Source organism: Actinomadura terrae (assembly GCF_022751215.1).
GTDB lineage: Bacteria > Actinomycetota > Actinomycetes > Streptosporangiales > Streptosporangiaceae > Spirillospora > Spirillospora terrae.
This window is the reverse complement of the sequence record NZ_JAICDG010000003.1, coordinates 826,301-843,723: the sequence shown is the minus strand read 5'-3', so window position 1 is coordinate 843,723 and position 17,423 is coordinate 826,301. Positions and strand designations below refer to the sequence as shown.

Genomic DNA, 17,423 nt, shown 5'->3' with positions numbered 1-17,423 from the left:
ATGACGTCCTGAAATCTGGTTGCGGACAGTTCCTCGCAGTACGTTGCTCCCACGCGACACCCGGTCACGAGACTCCCACCCCGAGTCCTCGTGATCAGGTGTTCGTCCCCCGCCAACCCCCGGAGAAGCCGCCGCCACCCGACCGGTGAACGGCGGCGAAAGGTGGACGACAGTGAACCGTGGATCGCACCTCAAACGCGTGGTTCCCCCGCTGCTGAGCGCCGCGGCGCTGATCACGCTCCCGGCTTTCGGAACCGCTCCCGCGTCCGCACAGACGCATTCCGCCGGGACCGTCAGGCTCGCCCATTTCCCCCAGCAGACCCTCGCCGACCAGATCACCCACCGGCTCGGCGCCCGGCACGCGGGCTCCTACCTCGACCGCGCCGGGACCCTCGTCGTCAACGTCACCAGCCGGGACGCCGCGCGCCAGGTCGAGGCGTCGGGCGCGAGGGCCCGCGTGGTCGAGCACGGCATCCGGCCGCTCAACGACGCCAAGGCCCGCCTCGACCGGTTCGCCGGGACGCGCGGCGCCGTCGGGCTGTCGTGGGGCGTGGACGTGGTCTCCAACGCCGTCGTGGTCCGCGTGCCCCAGAACGACAACGACGCCGCGACCCGCGCGTTCCTCGACCGGGCCCGCGCGCTCGGCGACACCGTCCAGATCAAGCGCGTCGGCGCGGCGGCCCGCGTGGTGCTCTCCCCGGGCGAGGCGATCCTGACCGGCGGCTCGCGCTGCTCGGTGTCGGCGATCGCCGTCGGCGGCGGCACCACGTACGTCGTCACCGCCGGCCACTGCACCAACGCCGGCGCCAGCTGGAAGACGTCCGGCGGGCAGACCGTCGGCACCCGGCAGGCCAGCAGCTTCCCCGGCAACGACTACGGCACGATCCGGGTGACCAACAGCTCGTTGCAGACCAGCAACGCCGGGCTCACCCAGGTCGGCCGCCCGCCGGTCGGCTCGCAGATCCAGAAGAAGGGCTCCACCACCGGCACGACGTCCGGGACCATCCGCGCCTATGACCAGACGGTCAACTACCCGCAGGGCGCGGTCACCGGCCTGATCTCGACCAGCGCGTGCGCGCAGCCCGGCGACAGCGGCGGCTCCCTCCAGACCGGCAACACCGCCGTCGGCATCACGTCCGGCATCAGCGACAGCTCCTGCGGAGGCAGCGGCTTCGAGTCCTACTTCCAGCCCGTGGACGAGGCGCTCCAGTCCCAGAACCTCACCCTGAAGTAACAGGGCCATGATGGGGCTCCCGCCGCCCACCCCCGGGAGCCTCATCATCGGCTCCGATCGTCACAGGGACCGGTAATGGGCGGCGATCTCGTCGCTCGTGGTGATCCAGATGTCGGGCTGCGCCGCCAGGAACTCGAGCGCGAGGTCCAGATACTTGGCGCGGAACGCCTGCCCGATCACGAACGGATGCAGCGCCAGCGCCATGACCCGGCCACCGTGCTCGGAGTCGGCGTGCAGTTGCTCGTACTGGTCCTTGACCATCTGCACGAATTCCGGGCCCGTGGTGCCGTTGGCGAACAGCAGCAGGTCATTGAGTTCGAGCGTGTAGGGGACGCTGAGCATTCCGGGGACGTTCAGCCGGTAGGGCTGGTCGTCGCTCGTCCAGTCGAGGACGTAGTCCAGGCCGAGTTCGGCGAGCAGCGCCGGGGTGTTGTGCGTCTCGGTCAGCCCCGGGCCCATCCAGCCGCGCGGCCGCTGACCGGTGGCGTCGGCGATGGTGTCGACGATCTCGGTGAGGACGGCGCGCTCCTCGTCGATGGCCATGTCGGCGTGCAGGACGGAGTTGGTGCGCCCGTGCGCGAGCCAGGCCCAGTTCCGTTCCACGCCCGCCCTGACGATCTGCGGGTAATGGCGGGCCGCGTCGGAGTTCAGCAGCGCGCTCGCCCGGAAACCGTGCCGGTCGAGGCTCTGGATCGTGCGCCAGATCCCGACCCGCGGCCCGTAGTCGCGCCAGCCGTGATTGAGCGCGTCGGGGTCCAGTTGCGAGGTGCCGGACCAGATGCTCGTGGACGGACGTCCGATCAGGAAATGCTCGATGTTCAGCCCGACATAGGCGGCGACCCTGGCGCCGCCGGGCCAGTGCAGCGGCGGCCGCTCGGTGATCGGGCTGTAGTCGTAGAGCCGGTTCTCGCCTGTGTGCGTCATGCCGACACGGTAGAAGTTAACATTGGTGTCAGGTTCAACTCCGCGGCGCGATTGTGAGGCCGAGATGCGGATCGGTGAACTCGCCCGCCGCACCGGGGTGAGCGAGCGGTCGCTGCGCTACTACGAGCAGCGGGGCCTGCTGGCGTCCACCCGCACGCCCGGCGGCCACCGCGACTACCCCGAGCGGGCGGTCGACCGGGTCGTCCGGATCCAGGAGATGTTCGCGGCGGGCCTGAGCAGCGGGAAGATCGCCCGGCTGCTCCCCTGCATGCGGGACGCCGACGGCGGCCCGTCCGAGCTCGCCACCCCGCGCCTGACCGCCGAACTCGCCGCCGAACGCGACCGCATCGACCGGATGATCACCGAACTGGTCAACTCCCGCGAGATCCTCGACCAGGTCATCGACGCGGCATCCGGTTAGGCAGTGTTTCAAAGTCCCGGCCCACGTCCCTCGCCTGGCGGCCGAGGGAGGTCGCTCGTGCCCGCTCACGATCATCCGCCGACGGAGCAGTCCGTCCCGGAGACCGGTGCCGCTCCGGGCGGCCACGCGGGGCCGGTGACCTGGGCGGTCGCCGCGCAGGCCACCCTGCACTGCCTGACGGGCTGCGCCATCGGCGAGGTGCTGGGAATGGTGATCGGGACCGCGTTCGGATGGTCGAACCTCGCGACGATCGTCGCGGCGGTGGCGCTGGCGTTCGTGTTCGGCTACGCGTTGACGATGCGCGGCGTCCTGAAGGCCGGGCTCTCCCTGCGCGCGGCGTTCGGCGTCGCCCTCGCCGCGTCAACCGCTGGATGATCGGACGCGGCAGGGGCCACGCGGTGGTCCACCAGTACCACCACTGACCCCCGTGCCAATGACCCCCGTGCCCGTTCAGCCCGTCATCTCGGCCATGCGGCGTACCAGCTCCTCCTCGGAGACGTCCTCGACGTGCGTCGCGATGGTCCAGCCGTGGCCGAAGGGGTCGATGACGTAGCCGTCCCGGTCGCCGTAGAACTGGTCGGTCGCGGGGCGCACGAGCCTGGCCCCGAGCTTCACCGCGTGCTCGATGGCGGCGTCGACGTTCTCGACGTAGACGAACTGGAACACCGGGGAGCCTTCGAGGCCCCCGGCCGGCGGGGCCTTGGTGCCCTGCTCGGGGAACTCGTCCTGGACGATGACGACCGCGTCGCCGATCTCGATCTCGGCGTGGACGATCGTGTCGCCGGGGCCGGGGAAGCGCAGCCGCTCGGTCGCTCCGAACACCTCGCCGTAGAACTCGATGGCCTTGGCGGCGTCCCGGACGACGAGGCTCGGGGTGACGCGGCGGTAGGTGTCGGGAATCGGTTGCGTTGCCATGGTCGATCCTCCGGTGAGGGTGATGGATGTGCGCGAGCGAAGGCGGAGCCCGCTCGACGCCGAGAACGTTAGTGGTCACTTACGCAAGCGTCAACCGTCGCTTGCCGCGCCGGCGGATCCCCTACCCCCGGCCGAGTTCTTGACACGGTCGTCGAGCGTGGCACCTCCGGGGGGTCGTGGCGGGTGGGAGTTGCGCCGCGTCCGAAAAGCGGGTGGAACGTCCTGAAAGGGCCACCACGTTCGAGTTGGGGAGCAAGTAAGGGGAGCCAATCGGCATGACGTGCTCGCACCCGCCGCCCTGGGACGGCGCCGACCGCCCTTCCCTCGACGGCCGGACGCACAAGCGCCTGAGCTGCGATGAAGCGACCTGGAGGGGCGGAAACAAAGTCGGTTGAAACTGTGCGCGATCGCCTCGGTGATCCTTTTTCCCGGCCTTCGCCGCCGATATGATCTCGCTTTGCCGAGAGACTCCCACCGGCCCGACCTTTTCGGCCTGTCTCCTTTGTTTCCGGCATGCGTAGTACGCTCGCCGGGTCCGACGAGTGAAATCGCGGAGGTGGCCGATGCACATTTCCCGAACTATTCTCGCCTTCGCGATCGCCGCATTGCGCGTGCCGGAAAGCCGCCAGCCCAGGTGGCTCGGGCCGGAGGGAGCGGTCCGATAGACGTCCGGACGAAGGGCCTCACGGTCGAGCTCGCCGGACGCGGCGCACGGGCGGTCGACCATCTGACGGTGTCGGTCGGGGACGGCGAGCAGGTCGCGCTGCTCGGCCCGGCCGGCTCCGGGAAGACCACGCTGCTGCGCGCGGTCCTCGGCGCGGTCGCGGCCACCGGGACGCTCCGCGTCGGCGGGCACGACCCGCGCGACCGGCGGGCGCGGCGGGCGACCGGCTTCGTCCGGCAGGGGGACGACCTGGTCCTCGGGGCCTCGGCGCGGTTCAACGCGCTGATGGGCACGGCGTCCGGCTGGCGGGCCCGCGACTGGACGGCGGCCTTCGCCGGCCGGGTGCCCGCCCCGCACGCGGAGCGCCTGGCCGAGCTGGCCGAGACGCTCGGCGTCACCGACTGCCTGCTCGCCCGCGCCGTCGACCTCTCCGGCGGCCAGCGCAGACGGATCTCCCTGATCAGGGCGCTGCTCCCCCGTCCCCGCCTGCTGCTGGCCGACGAGCCCACCCACGGGCTGGACCCGGTCGCGGCCGGGCGGACGATGGAGGCGCTGCGCTCCGCGGGCGCCACGCTGATCGTCTCGACCCGCGACCTCGCGCTCACGCGGCACTTCTCCCGCGTCATCGCGCTCCGCAAGGGACGGCTCGTCCATGACGGCTCCTACCTCGACGACCGGACCGCCGCCGCGATCTACGGGGACGGCGCTCCCCGCCTGACCCGCCGCGCGCCATGATCCCCGACGAGCTCTCCTGGCGCGCGCGGGCCCCGCTGCCCCTGCCGCGCGGCCGCCCGCGCGGGCGGTGGTCGGCGGCGCTGGCCGTGGCGGCGGCGCTCGGCTGGGCCGTCACGGGAACCGGGGCGAGGCCGGGCGCGCTCATCGCGGGCCGGATCGGCGGGGTCCGGCTGCTGCGCGCGTTCGCCCACCCCGACCTGGCGCCCGCGTTCCTCCGCCTGGTCGGCCGTGCCGTGGTGGAGACCGTCCAGATCTCGCTGTCCGGCCTCCTGTTCGCGGTCGTGCTCGCCGTCCCGGCGGCGGTCCCGCTGGCGGACAACGTCGGGGGCCCGTCCCTCCTCCGGACGGCGGCCCGCATGTACGCGGCGGCGCTGCGCGGCGTCCCGGACCTGATCTGGGCGCTGCTGTTCGTCGCGACGATCGGCCCGGGGCCCGGCGCGGGCACGCTCGCCATCGGCCTGCACGGCGGCGGGGTGCTCGCCAGGCTCGGGGCGGAGCAGCTGGAGGCCGTCGACCCCGCGCCGGTCGAGGCGATCCGGCTGACCGGCGCCGGACGGTTCGCGACGGCCGCGCTCGCGATCGTGCCGCAGGCGGCGGCCGGGCTCACCTCGCTGCTGCTCTACCAGTGGGAATGCAACATCCGCACCTCGACGGTCCTCGGCTTCGTCGGGGCGGGCGGCATCGGCCAGGAGCTCGCGAGCTCGCTCAGGCTCCTCCGCTACGCGGACCTGTCCACACTCGTCATGGCGGTGCTGGCGCTGATGCTCGTGGCGGCCGTGCTGTCGCGCCTGGCACGCCGGTGGGCGGGCGCGGCCGCCTAGCGGCCGGAGCGTCTCCACCGTCGCGGAGGCGCGGTCCGGCTACCCTGGCCATGCTCGCGCCGTGCGACGTTGCCAAGCGGGAGGACCACGAGGATGAGCCGGCCGGTCGACCTCAGGGACGTGGTGCGCCAGACGATCGCGGTCGCCGCCGACCGGGAGCTGGCGTTCCGCGTGTTCACCGAGCAGTTCGGGGCGTGGTGGCCGAAGGAGTACAGCGTCGGCGAGGCCGAGATGGCCGACTTCGTGCTCGAACCGAGGGCGGGCGGCCGCTGGTACGAGGTCGGCGTGAACGGCAGTGAGAGCGACATCGGCCGGGTCACGGCGTTCGAGCCACCGGCGCGGCTCGTCCTGGCCTGGCATCTGGACGGCGACTGGCGGTTCGACCCCGACCCGGACCACGCCAGCGAGGTCGAGATCCGCTTCCTCGCCGAGGACGGTAACCGGACGCGGGTCGAGCTGGAGCACCGCTACTTCGAGCGGCACGGCGCCGGCGCGGCGGCCGTCCGGAGCGCGGTCGAGTCCCAGGGCGGCTGGACGTGGTGCCTGGCGGCCTACGTCGACTTCCTCCCCGCGTAAGCCGGGTCGGACGGAGAATTAAGAGCTACCTAGCGGGGCTCGATCTCGAACATCGCGGCGAACCTGCGCAGCGCGGCGAGCCAGCCGCCCGTGTGGCCGGTGTAGCGGTCGAGCAACGCGGTGCTCAGGTACTCCCAGCCGTGGTGGACCATGACGACGCGGGTCAGCGCCGGGCCGAGCCGCTGGAACCGGAGGTGCACCTCCGTGACCTCCGTGCCGGGGGCCACCTCCCAGGTGAAGGCGAAGGAGCTGGGCGGGTTCCAGCTGGTGACCCGGCCCCGCTCGCGCTCGGCCCCGCCACGTCCGCCCTGGTAGACGCGGCCGCCGACCCACTCCTCGACCCGGACGTCACCCGTCCCGCGGGTCATGCCGCCCATACCGCCCATGGCCGCGCGGCCCTCGATGGGCCACCAGGCGGACAGCCGCCTGACGAACGTGTGGAACGTCCTCTCCTGGCTCGCCTCGATCATCAAGGCCTGCCGGATCGGCTCAACAGGCTTCACAGTGCGTGTTCCTACCCCCGTGAGGTCGGCGCCTCAGCGGTGCCGAGCGTGCCGCGTCCCACCACCGTCCCACGGCTCCCACGCGCCCAGGACCCGCCGAAGAGCGCGGCGGCCGGAACGGGCCAAAATCGCGGGAGGCCCGGGTCAGCCGGCGGCGGCGCCGCCGACGTCCTCGGAGCCGGCCTCCAGGACGTCGCGGGTCATCTCGAAGCTCTGCCGCCACAGATCCTCCAGGAAGGCGCGCAGCTCGACCAGGGTCTCCTCGCTGGCCCGGTAGAGGCGGCGGGTGCCATCCCGGCGCTCGGTCACGAGCCCCGCGTCCTTCAGCACCTGGAGGTGCTGCGACACGGCCGACCGGGTGACCTCGAAGTGTTCGGCGATCTTGCCGGCGGGCAGCTCGGCGGAGGCCACCAGGCTCAGGATCGCGCGCCGCCGCGGTTCCGCCAGAGCGCGGAAGACGACGTCCTCGTCCAGGCCGGATCGTTGGGGTGGCATCGGTCTCAGGCTAGCAGTCGGCAGCTCAGCGCCGCCAAGCGCCGGAGCGGCCGCAGGATACCCCTACGGGCTATGCCGTGACAGGCATTTCGGCCACTTCAAAAGTGGGCGCCTCGTTCCGTTAGCGTCAGCTTACGCAAGGGTTCACCTCTCCCCTTGTCGGGGCGCCGCATCAGTGACATCGTCACTCCCGCGAGCCGAGACCGTCCGGTTGCGACCAGTGACCCTCGGCGCGGACATATGACCAAGGACGAGGTATGACGCATGCACAAACGGCGTCGTTAGGCGCCGTCATCGGCCTGATCGGCGCCGCCGAGGTCGCCGCCGGGCTCGATCTACGGAGGCTGCTCGTGACGCGGGTGACGCCATGACGCCATCACCGGTTCTCGACCTCGGTTTTCTGGGTTTCGAGCAGGGCGCCCACCTGCTGGTGCAGCGGGCGCTGCGCGACCTGCCGCCCGGCGCGGAGCTGGGCGTGACCGGCCTGGACGCGGCGCTGCCCGTCCACCTCCGGGCGTGGTGCGACGTGCGGGGCCACGGCGTCCGGGAGCCGGACGGCCACTCGGACACCGGCATCCGCGCCTGGGTGATCCGGGGCCGCGCCGACCTGGACCACTGGGCGGGCGCGCAGCGCGCGGGCGGTCCGCGCCCCGACGGGATCGTGGCCCGCGCCGACCCGGGCTGGGGCCTGGCGGCGCGCGGCGCGCTGGTCGAGCCCGGCGGTCCGGTGCCCGGATACGACCTGATCGACCGCGACCTGGTGTGGGCCGACATCGCGCCGACGCTGTACGCGAGCGCGGTCGCGGCGCAGTGGAAGCCGGACGAGGTGATCGCGTGGGACGCCACGTTCGCGCTCCCGGACGAGATCGAGCGCGCGGTCGTCCAGGTCATGACGTACCTGGTGGAATGCGAGCAGGTGGCGCTGGTCGTCCCGGCGCGCCTGCTCGCCCGGATCCACCCGCACTTCCGCGAGGTGCAGCAGCTGCTGGCGGTGCAGGCCGCCGACGAGGCGCGGCACCTGGAGGTGTTCGCGCGGCGGGCGCTGCTGCGCGGCGGCGAGCTCGGCACGTCGTCGGTGAGCGGGCGCGAGTCGCTGGCCACGCTGCTCACCGAGCCCGACTTCTCGCTCGCCACGTTCCTGCTGTCGGTGCTCGGCGAGGGCAGCTTCCTCAACCTGCTCAGCTTCCTGGACCGGCACGCCCCCGACCCGGTGACCCGGCAGGTGACCCGGCTGGCGCGGCAGGACGAGGCGCGGCACGTCGCGTTCGGCGTCGCGCACCTCCAGCACCAGGCCGCCGTGGACCCGGCGCTGCGCGGCCGGCTGCGGGCCGCGGTCGAGCGCCGCCACGACGCGCTGTCCGACAGCACCGGCCTCAACCAGGACGTGTTCGACTCGCTGGTCGTCCTCGCCGCCGGGGAGTGGACGCCCGAGGCGATCCGGCGCGGTCACGAGGCGGTGCGGCTGCTCCACCAGGAGATGGACGAGGGACGGCAGCACCGGCTGCTCCGCCTCGGCTTCCGCGCCGACGAGGCCGCCGAGCTGTCCGCACTGCACACGCACAACTTCATCTGAACGGGGAGCGGCCGAAGCATGGCGCATATTCGAGGATCTCCGCTCAGGACTGTGATCCTGCTACTCGTGGGCGGGCAGGTCGAGGGCGCGCAGTAGCCGGGCGAGGGCCCGCTTCTCCGCCTCGGGGTCGACGAGCGGGCGCAGCGCCGCGCACTGCGCCTTCAGCGCCCGGTAGAGGCCGCCGTGATCCTCCTCGGCGGCGTAGAGCAGGGCGGCGAGCGCCTCGCTGTCGCCGGGCGGGAAGTAGCCGGGGTAACCGGCGCCGAGCAGGCCCGTCGACCCGGGGATGGCCGAGGAGACGACCGGCACCCCGGCGGCGAGGGCCTCCGACACCACGTTCGCGCCGCCCTCGTGCAGGGACGTGAGCAGCAGCAGGCGGCTCCCGGCCAGGACGCGGAGCGCCTCCTCGCGCGGCACCGCCCCCCGCCACTCGTAGCGGGGGTTCGCGCGCGTCTCGGCGGCGGCCCGCGCGGCGAGCTTCGGGTCGCGTCCCTCGCCGAGGTGGACGACGCAGGTCCGGGACGCGGCGGGTAGCAGCCGCACCGCCGCCGCCGGGCGCAGCGGGTCCTTCACCGGGCGGATGTGGGCGAGGAAGGCGACCTCGAAGCGGTCCGTGCGCGGCGGGCGCGGCGCGATGTCCGGGCCCGACTGCACGATCACGTCGGTGCGTCCGGCGAGCGCGGGGCCGAGCTGCGCCGCGCCCTCCCGCTGGAGCACGACCAGGCGGGTCGCGATCGCGAGCACCTCGGGGTCGACCTGCGCGGACACGAGGTCGGGATACAGGTCGGTGCCGGTCATCGCGATCACGACCGGCGCCTTGGGGTGGTCGGCGTGGAAGGCGCGGACCGCGTCCGCGCTCTTGCGGGCGTGCAGCGCGATCAGCGCGTCGCGGGGAGCGCCGCCGCGCCGGTAGCCCTCGCGGACCTCGACCTCGTGGCCGAGTCGCCGGAGCAGCTTGGCCCAGCGCTGCGCGGTCACGCCGTTGCCCTGGGCGCCGACGACCGGCGCGGGGGTGACGATGAGGATCACGTCATCACCGCGCCGACGCGGACGGGGCGCAGGTGCGGAACCCGGCCGGCACGTCCCGCCGGTCGGGGGTGAAGTAGTTGCGCAGCGCGGACCGGACGTAGCGGCCGCGGGTGGCCCACGCCCCGCCGCGCAGCACTTTGCGGTCGCCGAAGAACGGCTCGGAGTTCGCGGCGTAGGCGTCGCGCTCGAAGTTCGGGTAGGCGGCGAAGTCGCTCGCCGTCCACTCCCAGACGTTGCCGATCAGCTGCCGGCAGCCCGCGGGCTCCTCCCCCGCCGCGCAGGCGCCGACGTCCACCGGGCCGGTCGAGCGCCAGTCGGTCGCGGCGGTCGAAGCGGTGGGCGGCTTGTCGCCCCACGGGTAGGCGGGCCGCGCGCGGGCCCCGCCGGTCGCCGCGAACTCCCACTCGGCCTCGGACGGGAGGCGCCGCCCGGCCCACCGGCAGTACGCGTCGGCCTCCCACCAGGACACATGGCACATCGGCGGGTGCGGCTCCAGGTCGACCCAGGTGTCGAAGCTCCGCCGCTGCCACCCGCCGGCGCCGCCCCGCCAGTAGGCCGGCCGTGTCGCGCCGGTCGCGGCGAGCCAGGCGCCGCCGTCCGACCACAGCCGGGCGTCGGCGTAGCCGCCGTCGTCGACGAACGCGGCGAACTCCGCCTGCGTGACCGGCGCCCTCGCCATCGCGAACGGTGCGACCACGACCTCGTGCGCCCATTTCTCGTTGTCGTAGACAAACGGGTCGGACATGCGCGCGCCGAGCGCGAACGCGCCCCCGGCGAAGTCGACGTCTCCGGGAAGCGCGCCCGCGTCCCGTCCCTCGGGCGGCCCTGCGTCGGTCAGTCCCGGCAATACGGGCGGCGGATATCCGAGGTTCTGGCGCATGTAGGTAAGTGCTTCGGTGTGCGTGTCGTAATGGTGCACGGTGTACCTGGCGAAATGGCGGACGACGTCGATCGCGTCCGCGCGCTCCACCTGTTCGGCGACGCGTTCGGCGACCGTGCGCACGTAGCCGGCGGTCTCCTCGCGCGGCGGCAGCCGCAGCCGCCGGCGGGTGTCGTGCGGGACGGCGCCCGAGTCGTACAGGGCGTCGGCGCCGGCGATCGCGGGCTCCAGGCCGCACACGTTCCGCAGCACGAACTTCTCCTGGAACCAGGCGAGATGCCCGATCTCCCACAGTGGCGGGTTGACGGTCGGCAGCGGCGGGCCGGCCATCTGCTCGTCGTCCAGGTCCGCGACGAGGTCCAGCGCGCGCCCGGCCGCCTCGACGACCCACCCGGCCAGTTCGCCCGCCGCCGGAGCATTCGGACGCACGGCGCCCCCTTACTAATTGTCACGGCCATTTCCTCAGGTCATTCGCAGGGTATTCTCATCGGTGAATCCCGGCCAGGCCCAAGACGCAGGTGACGGCGAAACTTTCGTGATCACCAGGGCAATTCACGTTGACGCGGCGCGGTGGCGTGATTACGCTCGCCCCCATGGAGGCCAGACGCCGATTGAGCCAGTTCAGCCACGGCGCCGGTTGAGCCTGCAAGCTCGCGCCGAGCGAGCTGGCGCAGGTCCTGCGCTCGTTGACGCCGACCGGTCATCCCGACCTGCTCGTCGGCACGGAGACCGGCGACGACGCCGCGGTGTGGCGCGTCGACGACGGCCGCGCGCTGGTCGCCACGGTCGACTTCATCACCCCGCTCGTGGACGATCCGTGCACCTGGGGGCGGATCGCCGCCGCGAACTCGGTCTCCGACGTGTACGCCATGGGCGGCCGTCCGCTGTTCGCGCTGAACCTGGTGGAGTGGAACAGCGCCGAGCTGACCGCCGAGGAGCTGGCGGAGCTGCTGGACGGCGCCGCCGAGGTCGCCGCCGAGTGCGGCTACGTCACGATCGGCGGGCACACGATCGAGGACGACGTGCCGAAGTTCGGGCTCGCGGTGATCGGTGAGGTCTCCCCCGACCGCGTCCTGACGAACGCGGGCCTGCGCCCGGGCGACGTCCTCGTGCTCACCAAGCCGCTCGGGACGGGCGTGGTCGCCACCGCGATCAAGCGCGGGATCGCCGAGCCGGAGGTGTCGGACGCCGCGATCCGCTCGATGACCACCATCAACGCGCGCGCCGCGGCGGCGGCGGTCGCCGCGGGCGCCACCGGCTGCACCGACGTCACGGGGTTCGGGCTGCTCGGGCACCTCGGCCGGATGGCCGAGGCGTCCGGGGTCGACGCGGAGTTGGACGCGGCGGCCGTGCCGCTGCTGCCGGGCGTCCGCGACCTGGTGGAACGCGAGATCGTCCCCGGCGGGACGCGGCGCAACCTCGACTGGACGCACGACCGCGCCGACCTCACCGCCGTCGACGGGACGACCGCGCTGCTGCTGGCCGACGCCCAGACGTCCGGCGGGCTGCTGTTCGGCGTCGAACCCGGCCGGGCGGACGCGGCGCTCGCCGCCCTCGCGGGCGACGGTGTGCCGGCGGCGGCGATCGGGACGGTCACCGCGGGCACCGGCCGCCTCGTCGTCCGCTGACCGCGCGGCCGTGCGGAAACGCCGGCGAGTCAGCGGGTGCCGGCGGGTTCCAGCTCGCCGTCGCCCGCGTGCACGGGCAGCCCGGCGGCCTTCCATGCCTGGAAGCCCCCGATCAGATCGGTGGCGTTGCGGAGGCCCAGGTCTTGCAGGGACGCGGCGGCCAGCGAGGAGGAGTACCCCTCGTCGCAGACCACGATCCACGCGACGTCGTGGTCGGCGGCCTCGGGAATCCGCCATGCGCTCGACGGGTCCAGCCGCCATTCGAGATGGTTGCGCTCGATCAGCACGGCACCGGGGATCAGGCCGCCCGCCCGCCGCTGGAGCAGCGGACGGGTGTCAACGAACCGGGCGCCGTCGGCGACGGCGGCCGCCGCCTCGGCCGGGCCGAGCCTGCGCAACCGCGCGCGGGCCTGGGCGAGCACTTCCTCGATGGTCTTCAAACCGGTGCGCCCTTCTCAGCGGAAACGGGGAGATGACGCGGAGCCGACCGTTCCGCACACCATGATCCCCGGAGCTCATGCCCGGTCCCTCCGGTCCCATGCGCCCCCGCCGCGAGATCGACCGTCCCCTCAGGGTGCGCGCGGTCGCGTGCGGCTAGGCGGAGGCGTCGCGGAGCGTCCGGGACAGGGTGAGCGCCGCCGTGTGGACGGCGGGGGCCACGGCGGCCAGCCGCATCCGGGTCGGGCGGCCCGACACCGAGAGCGCGCCGAGCGGCGCGCCGTCCGGGCCGAGGACGGGGCTCGCCGCGCAGACGATGCCGCTGCCGGACTCCTCGCGGTCGTAGGCGACGCCCTCCTCGCGGACCCGGGCGAGCTCGCGGACGAGCAGCCCCGGCGCGGGGACGACCCGGCCGCCCGCCGGCCCCGCCGCGAGCACGGAGCGGACGACCTCCGGCGCGGAGAACGCGAGGATCGCCTTACCGACGCCCGTCACGTGCGCGGGCAGCCGTCCGCCGACCTTCGAGGGCAGCGGCGGCCCGCCGGGCGAGCCGAGGATCTCGACGTAGACGACCTCGGCGCCCTCCAGCACCGCCAGGTGGACGGTCTGCCGGGTCGCCTCCCGCAGGTCCGACATCAGCGGGACCGCCGCGTCCCGCAGGACCCGCTGCCGGGGCACCCGCTGACCGATCTCGAACAGCGCCAGCCCGAGCCGCACCCGCGTGCCCCGCCGCTCCAGCAGCCCGGCCTCGACCAGGTCGAGCGCGATCCGGTGCGCCGTGGAGCGCGGCAGTCCGCTGCGCCGGGCCAGCTCGGCGGCGCCGAGGTCGTCGTCGTCCGCGCGGAAGGCGGACAGCACCGCGACGGCGCGGCGGAGGAAGGTGTCCTCGGACGGCATCCCCCCACTGTAGGAGACGTGTCCCACGTGGCGGGACGCGTTCGTTGCCGCCCGGCCGCCCGCCGGGACAGGCTCGACCGCGACGAGGCGTCCGCCGGGACCGGAGCGGTCCGGTCCCGGCCCGCCCCAGCGAGGAGGGATCATGAGCAGGCTGACGGCGGCGATCGTCGGCCCCGGCAACATCGGCACCGACCTGCTGGTCAAGCTGCTGCGCAGCGACCTGGTCGAGGTGCACTCGATGGTCGGGGTGGACCCGGAGTCCGACGGGCTCGCGCGGGCCCGCGCGCTCGGCGTGCCCGCCTCCGCCGAAGGCGTCGACTGGCTGCTCGCGCGGCCGGAGCGGCCCGACCTGGTCTTCGAGGCCACGTCCGCGAAGGCGCACCTCGCCAACGCCCCCCGCTACGCCGCCGCCGGGATCACCGCGATCGACCTGACCCCGGCCGCGGCCGGGCCGTTCGTGTGCCCGCCGGTCAACCTGGACACGCTCGCGGACGCCGCGAACCTCAACATGATCACGTGCGGGGGGCAGGCGACGATCCCGATCGTGCACGCGGTCTCCTCGGTGGTCCCGGTGCCCTACGCGGAGATCGTCGCGTCCATCGCGTCCCGGTCGGCGGGGCCCGGCACCCGCGCCAACATCGACGAGTTCACGCAGACCACGGCCCGCGCGATCGAGCGCGTCGGCGGTGCCGCGCGGGGCAAGGCGATCATCATCCTGAACCCCGTCTCGCCACCGATGATCATGCGGGACACCGTGTTCTGCGCGATCCCCGCGGACGCCGACACCGACGCGATCGCGGCGTCGGTGGAGAAGATGGTCGACGCGGTCGCGGCCTACGTCCCCGGCTACACGCTGCGCGCCGAGCCGCAGTTCGACGGGCCCCGCGACATCTGGAACGGCATGGCCAGGGTCGCGGTGTTCCTGGAGGTGCGCGGCAACGGCGACCACCTGCCTGAGTGGGCGGGCAACCTCGACATCATGACGGCGGCGGCCGCCCGCGTGGGCGAGCAGATCGCGCGCGGGAGGGCGGCGGCGTGAACGCACCGGCGGACAAGATCAGGATCACCGACTCGACGCTGCGGGACGGCAGCCACGCGATGGCGCACCGCTTCACCGAGGAGCAGGTCCGCGGCGTCGTGCACGCCCTGGACCGCGCGGGCGTGGAGGTCATCGAGGTCACGCACGGCGACGGGCTCGGCGGCTCGTCCTTCAACTACGGCTTCTCGCTGGAGGACGACATCAAGCTCGTCGGCGCCGCCGTCGACGAGGCGACCGCCGCGAAGATCGCCGTTCTGCTGCTGCCCGGCCTCGGGACGGTCGAGGACCTGCGCAAGGCCCATGGCGCGGGCGCGTCGGTCGCCCGGATCGCCACCCACTGCACCGAGGCGGACGTGTCGCTCCAGCACTTCGCCGCCGCCCGCGACCTCGGCATGGAGACCGTCGGCTTCCTGATGCTCTCGCACCGGATCGGCCCGGCCGAGCTGGCGGCGCAGGCGCGGATCATGGTGGACGGCGGCGCCCAGTGCGTCTACGTCGTGGACTCGGCCGGGGCGCTCGTCCTCGGCGAGGCGCAGGAGCGGATCAGCGCCCTGGTGCGGGAGATCGGGCACGAGGCGCAGGTCGGCTTCCACGGCCACCAGAACCTCTCGCTCGGCGTCGCCAACTCCGTCCTCGCGCAGCAGAACGGCGCCCGGCAGATCGACGGGGCGCTGTGCGCGCTCGGCGCGGGCGCGGGCAACTCCCCCACCGAGGTCCTGGTCGCGACGTTCGAGCGGCTCGGCGTCCCGACCGGGGTGGACGTGCAGGGCGCGCTGGCCGCCGCCGACGACGTCGTCAAGCCGTTCCTGCACCGGCTGCCGTTCGCCGACCGGGGCGCGATCACCCAGGGCTACGCGGGCGTGTACTCCAGCTTCCTGCTGCACGCCGAGCGCGCCGCCGAGCGCTACGGCGTCCCGGCGCACGAGATCCTCCAGCGGGTCGGCGAGGCCGGGTACGTCGGCGGCCAGGAGGACATGATCATCGACGTGGCGCTCGGCCTCGCCGCCGAACGCGAACGCGCGTCCTGACCCCGGCGTTCTCCGGTCAGCGGGCGGGGGCGCCGGTCTTCGGGTCGAGGATCAGGCGGCCGGCGCGCGGGCGGCGGAAGTCGAACAGGCCCTCCAGCGTGCCAGCCCGCGCGTCGAAGGAGGCGCCACCGACGCGTCCGAGACCCCAGTTGTCCTCGATGAACCGCAGCACGGACGTCTGCTCGGTGGGCCGGTGGTCGACGTGGTTGACCCGCGCGTACGGCGACACGACCAGCAGCGGCAGGCGCTGGCTCGGACCGCAGCGGTCGCGCAGGCCGCCGGCGGCGGGCGGGCCCTGGACGCACTGCGGGGAGTCGACCGCCGCGTCCGCCGAGCCGTTGCGGATCACCGGCGCGCGGTGGTCGTACCAGCCGTCGGAGTCGTCGTAGGCGAGGACGATCGCGGTGGAGCGCCACTCCGGCGACCGCTGGACCGCGTTGACGGACGCGGCGACGAACCGCTGCTCGTCCAGCGGGTCGGAGTAGCCGGCGTGCCCGTCCTGGGAGGCGGGGGCCTTGAGGAAGCTGACGGCGGGCAGGTGCCCGGTCTTCAGCGCCGTGTCGAAGTCGGCCAGGTCGTACTGGTGGTTGGCGCGGTCGGCGCGCCCGATCGCGGCGGGCGAGGACGGCGGCAGGTGCTTCTCGTTCGCGGTCGAGGCGTAGTACTGGAACGGCTCGTGGTGCGGGATGTAGTCGACGACGGGGTTCCCGCCGATGTTCTCGTGCGCCGCGCCGCACACCGCGTAGCCGTTCGCCTCGCCGGTCGGGCGGAACCCGCCCTGGAACCAGCCCCAGGTGACGTTCTTCTCGTTCAGCAGGTCGCCGATGTTGCGGCCGGTCATCACCGCGAGGTTGTTCTTCGCGGTGTGGTTCTTGGCGGAGCAGTCGTCGAAGGCGGGCTGCGGGTCGTTGATGACCGTGCCGACGCCGTGCTCGTCCGGGGACTGGACGACCGAGGCGTCCGTCACCCTCTTGTGCGTGTACGGGTCGACCGCGTAGCCGCCGTGGGTCTGCCCGGACGCGAGGTTGAGCGCGCCGGGCGTGGACGGCCCGAAGATCGTGTCCCAGGAGTTGTCGCTCATCGCGTAGTGCTGCGCGTAGTTCCACATGGCGGTGACGGTGTTGCCGTCGTAGTAGTCCATGACGAGGCCGGGCGTGCCGAACAGGATCGGCTGCCCGTCGCACTTCCCTCGCTCGGTGTACTCGACGAACTTGTCCATGCGTCCGCCGTTCACGGCCTTCTGCTCGGCGGCGTAGGAGTGGTCCTGGTCGCAGGTGAGCGCCTGCTCGTGGGTGAGGCGGCGCGGGTTGTAGCGGTTGGGGTTGTGCTTGAGCAGCCGTTTCGTGAGGCCGTCGGCGCGGGGCGTGCCCTTCGCCGGGGTGAACCGCGTCCCGTCGGTGTTCGCGGCCCGGGGATAGGTGCCGAAGTAGTGGTCGTAGGAGATGTTCTCGCCGAAGATGACCACGACGTGCTTGATCGGCGTCCGCGTCCCGGCGAGGGCGGCGGAGGGGCTCGGCGGCCCCGACCGGCCGCCGCCGGTTCCGCAGGCGGACGCGAGCGCCACGGACATCGCCGCGGACATCGCCGCGGCGAGGACGACCCGGTGTCTCCGGCCCATTCCGC

The 17,423-nt window shown here is 73.3% G+C and carries 19 protein-coding genes; 10 read left to right on the top strand and 9 right to left on the bottom strand.

The genetic code is table 11. The annotated features are described in order from the left end of the window. The first annotated feature begins 172 nt into the window (after nt 1–172). Nucleotides 173–1,234, top strand: a complete 1,062-nt coding sequence (locus K2F47_RS23525) for a S1 family peptidase (RefSeq protein ID WP_242907145.1) — start codon at nt 173–175, stop codon at nt 1,232–1,234. A 60-nt stretch (nt 1,235–1,294) separates the two neighbouring features. On the opposite strand, the gene K2F47_RS23520 is transcribed toward K2F47_RS23525, so the two are convergent. Further along, nucleotides 1,295–2,158: a polysaccharide deacetylase family protein gene (locus K2F47_RS23520; protein WP_242907143.1), complete on the bottom strand. Its 864-nt coding sequence runs from the start codon at nt 2,156–2,158 to the stop codon at nt 1,295–1,297. Nucleotides 2,159–2,222: 64 nt separating this feature from the next. On the opposite strand from K2F47_RS23520, the gene K2F47_RS23515 reads away from it, so the two are divergent. Both K2F47_RS23515 and K2F47_RS41480 read left to right on the top strand, forming a co-directional pair. Beyond that, nucleotides 2,223–2,579, top strand: a complete 357-nt coding sequence (locus K2F47_RS23515) for a MerR family transcriptional regulator (protein ID WP_242907141.1) — start codon at nt 2,223–2,225, stop codon at nt 2,577–2,579. A gap of 57 nt (nt 2,580–2,636) precedes the next feature. Then, nucleotides 2,637–2,954, top strand: coding sequence for a DUF4396 domain-containing protein (locus tag K2F47_RS41480; RefSeq protein WP_242907139.1), 318 nt, complete (start codon nt 2,637–2,639; stop codon nt 2,952–2,954). Nucleotides 2,955–3,029: 75 nt separating this feature from the next. Here K2F47_RS41480 and K2F47_RS23505 read toward each other — a convergent pair whose 3' ends face one another. Then, entirely contained in the window at nt 3,030–3,494 is a 465-nt protein-coding gene (locus tag K2F47_RS23505; RefSeq protein WP_242907138.1) for a VOC family protein, read from the bottom strand. 634 nt (nt 3,495–4,128) lie between these two features. Between K2F47_RS23505 and K2F47_RS23500 the strand changes: the two genes are divergently transcribed. The 3 genes from K2F47_RS23500 to K2F47_RS23490 all read left to right on the top strand — a co-directional run bounded on the left by K2F47_RS23500 (nt 4,129) and on the right by K2F47_RS23490 (nt 6,290). Continuing rightward, a complete protein-coding gene (locus tag K2F47_RS23500) occupies nt 4,129–4,893 on the top strand; it encodes an ATP-binding cassette domain-containing protein (protein ID WP_242907136.1) in 765 nt (254 codons plus the stop codon). Then, entirely contained in the window at nt 4,890–5,714 is an 825-nt protein-coding gene (locus K2F47_RS23495) for a PhnE/PtxC family ABC transporter permease (protein ID WP_242907135.1), read from the top strand. Before K2F47_RS23500 ends, K2F47_RS23495 begins: the two co-directional genes overlap by 4 nt. Before the next feature lie 93 nt (nt 5,715–5,807). Further along, nucleotides 5,808–6,290: an SRPBCC family protein gene (locus K2F47_RS23490; RefSeq protein ID WP_242907134.1), complete on the top strand. Its 483-nt coding sequence runs from the start codon at nt 5,808–5,810 to the stop codon at nt 6,288–6,290. A 29-nt stretch (nt 6,291–6,319) separates the two neighbouring features. Here the strand turns inward: K2F47_RS23490 and K2F47_RS23485 are convergent, their stop codons facing one another. Beyond that, entirely contained in the window at nt 6,320–6,793 is a 474-nt protein-coding gene (locus K2F47_RS23485) for an SRPBCC domain-containing protein (protein ID WP_242907133.1), read from the bottom strand. 144 nt (nt 6,794–6,937) lie between these two features. After that, nucleotides 6,938–7,288 (bottom strand): ArsR/SmtB family transcription factor, encoded by a 351-nt coding sequence (locus tag K2F47_RS23480; RefSeq protein ID WP_242907132.1) that lies wholly within the window; start codon nt 7,286–7,288, stop codon nt 6,938–6,940. Nucleotides 7,289–7,655: 367 nt separating this feature from the next. Between K2F47_RS23480 and K2F47_RS23475 the strand changes: the two genes are divergently transcribed. Continuing rightward, entirely contained in the window at nt 7,656–8,861 is a 1,206-nt protein-coding gene (locus tag K2F47_RS23475) for a ferritin-like domain-containing protein (protein WP_242907131.1), read from the top strand. A 60-nt stretch (nt 8,862–8,921) separates the two neighbouring features. Here K2F47_RS23475 and senB read toward each other — a convergent pair whose 3' ends face one another. Both senB and senA read right to left on the bottom strand, forming a co-directional pair. Beyond that, a complete protein-coding gene (senB, locus tag K2F47_RS23470) occupies nt 8,922–9,890 on the bottom strand; it encodes a selenoneine biosynthesis selenosugar synthase SenB (protein ID WP_242907129.1) in 969 nt (322 codons plus the stop codon). Nucleotides 9,891–9,894: 4 nt separating this feature from the next. Further along, nucleotides 9,895–11,199: a selenoneine synthase SenA gene (gene senA, locus K2F47_RS23465; protein ID WP_242907127.1), complete on the bottom strand. Its 1,305-nt coding sequence runs from the start codon at nt 11,197–11,199 to the stop codon at nt 9,895–9,897. A 164-nt stretch (nt 11,200–11,363) separates the two neighbouring features. Between senA and selD the strand changes: the two genes are divergently transcribed. After that, nucleotides 11,364–12,398 carry a selenide, water dikinase SelD gene (gene selD, locus K2F47_RS23460; RefSeq protein ID WP_272497303.1) on the top strand — a complete coding sequence of 345 codons (1,035 nt, stop codon included), beginning with the start codon at nt 11,364–11,366 and terminating at the stop codon, nt 12,396–12,398. Between the two features lie 29 nt (nt 12,399–12,427). Here the strand turns inward: selD and K2F47_RS23455 are convergent, their stop codons facing one another. After that, nucleotides 12,428–12,838 carry a rhodanese-like domain-containing protein gene (locus K2F47_RS23455; RefSeq protein ID WP_242907123.1) on the bottom strand — a complete coding sequence of 137 codons (411 nt, stop codon included), beginning with the start codon at nt 12,836–12,838 and terminating at the stop codon, nt 12,428–12,430. A 154-nt stretch (nt 12,839–12,992) separates the two neighbouring features. Continuing rightward, a complete protein-coding gene (locus tag K2F47_RS23450) occupies nt 12,993–13,733 on the bottom strand; it encodes an IclR family transcriptional regulator (RefSeq protein WP_242907122.1) in 741 nt (246 codons plus the stop codon). A 142-nt stretch (nt 13,734–13,875) separates the two neighbouring features. Here K2F47_RS23450 and K2F47_RS23445 point away from each other — a divergent pair, with 142 nt between their 5' ends. Next, nucleotides 13,876–14,772 carry an acetaldehyde dehydrogenase (acetylating) gene (locus K2F47_RS23445; protein WP_242907120.1) on the top strand — a complete coding sequence of 299 codons (897 nt, stop codon included), beginning with the start codon at nt 13,876–13,878 and terminating at the stop codon, nt 14,770–14,772. Next, nucleotides 14,769–15,800, top strand: coding sequence for a 4-hydroxy-2-oxovalerate aldolase (gene dmpG / locus K2F47_RS23440; protein WP_242907118.1), 1,032 nt, complete (start codon nt 14,769–14,771; stop codon nt 15,798–15,800). The genes K2F47_RS23445 and dmpG overlap by 4 nt, the downstream gene beginning before the upstream one ends. A 16-nt stretch (nt 15,801–15,816) precedes the next feature. On the opposite strand, the gene K2F47_RS23435 is transcribed toward dmpG, so the two are convergent. Further along, nucleotides 15,817–17,418, bottom strand: coding sequence for a phospholipase C (locus K2F47_RS23435; protein ID WP_242907116.1), 1,602 nt, complete (start codon nt 17,416–17,418; stop codon nt 15,817–15,819). Nucleotides 17,419–17,423 lie beyond the last annotated feature (5 nt).

Bases quoted from the DNA above. Each gene is read 5' to 3' on its own strand.
- K2F47_RS23520 (WP_242907143.1), bottom strand. From the start codon at position 2,158: ATGACGCACACAGGCGAGAACCGGCTCTACGACTACAGCCCGATCACC.
- K2F47_RS23515 (WP_242907141.1), top strand. From the start codon at position 2,223: ATGCGGATCGGTGAACTCGCCCGCCGCACCGGGGTGAGCGAGCGGTCG.
- K2F47_RS23505 (WP_242907138.1), bottom strand. From the start codon at position 3,494: ATGGCAACGCAACCGATTCCCGACACCTACCGCCGCGTCACCCCGAGC.
- K2F47_RS23495 (WP_242907135.1), top strand. From the start codon at position 4,890: ATGATCCCCGACGAGCTCTCCTGGCGCGCGCGGGCCCCGCTGCCCCTG.
- K2F47_RS23490 (WP_242907134.1), top strand. From the start codon at position 5,808: ATGAGCCGGCCGGTCGACCTCAGGGACGTGGTGCGCCAGACGATCGCG.
- K2F47_RS23480 (WP_242907132.1), bottom strand. From the start codon at position 7,288: ATGCCACCCCAACGATCCGGCCTGGACGAGGACGTCGTCTTCCGCGCT.
- K2F47_RS23475 (WP_242907131.1), top strand. From the start codon at position 7,656: ATGACGCCATCACCGGTTCTCGACCTCGGTTTTCTGGGTTTCGAGCAG.
- K2F47_RS23450 (WP_242907122.1), bottom strand. From the start codon at position 13,733: ATGCCGTCCGAGGACACCTTCCTCCGCCGCGCCGTCGCGGTGCTGTCC.
- K2F47_RS23445 (WP_242907120.1), top strand. From the start codon at position 13,876: ATGAGCAGGCTGACGGCGGCGATCGTCGGCCCCGGCAACATCGGCACC.
- K2F47_RS23435 (WP_242907116.1), bottom strand. From the start codon at position 17,418: ATGGGCCGGAGACACCGGGTCGTCCTCGCCGCGGCGATGTCCGCGGCG.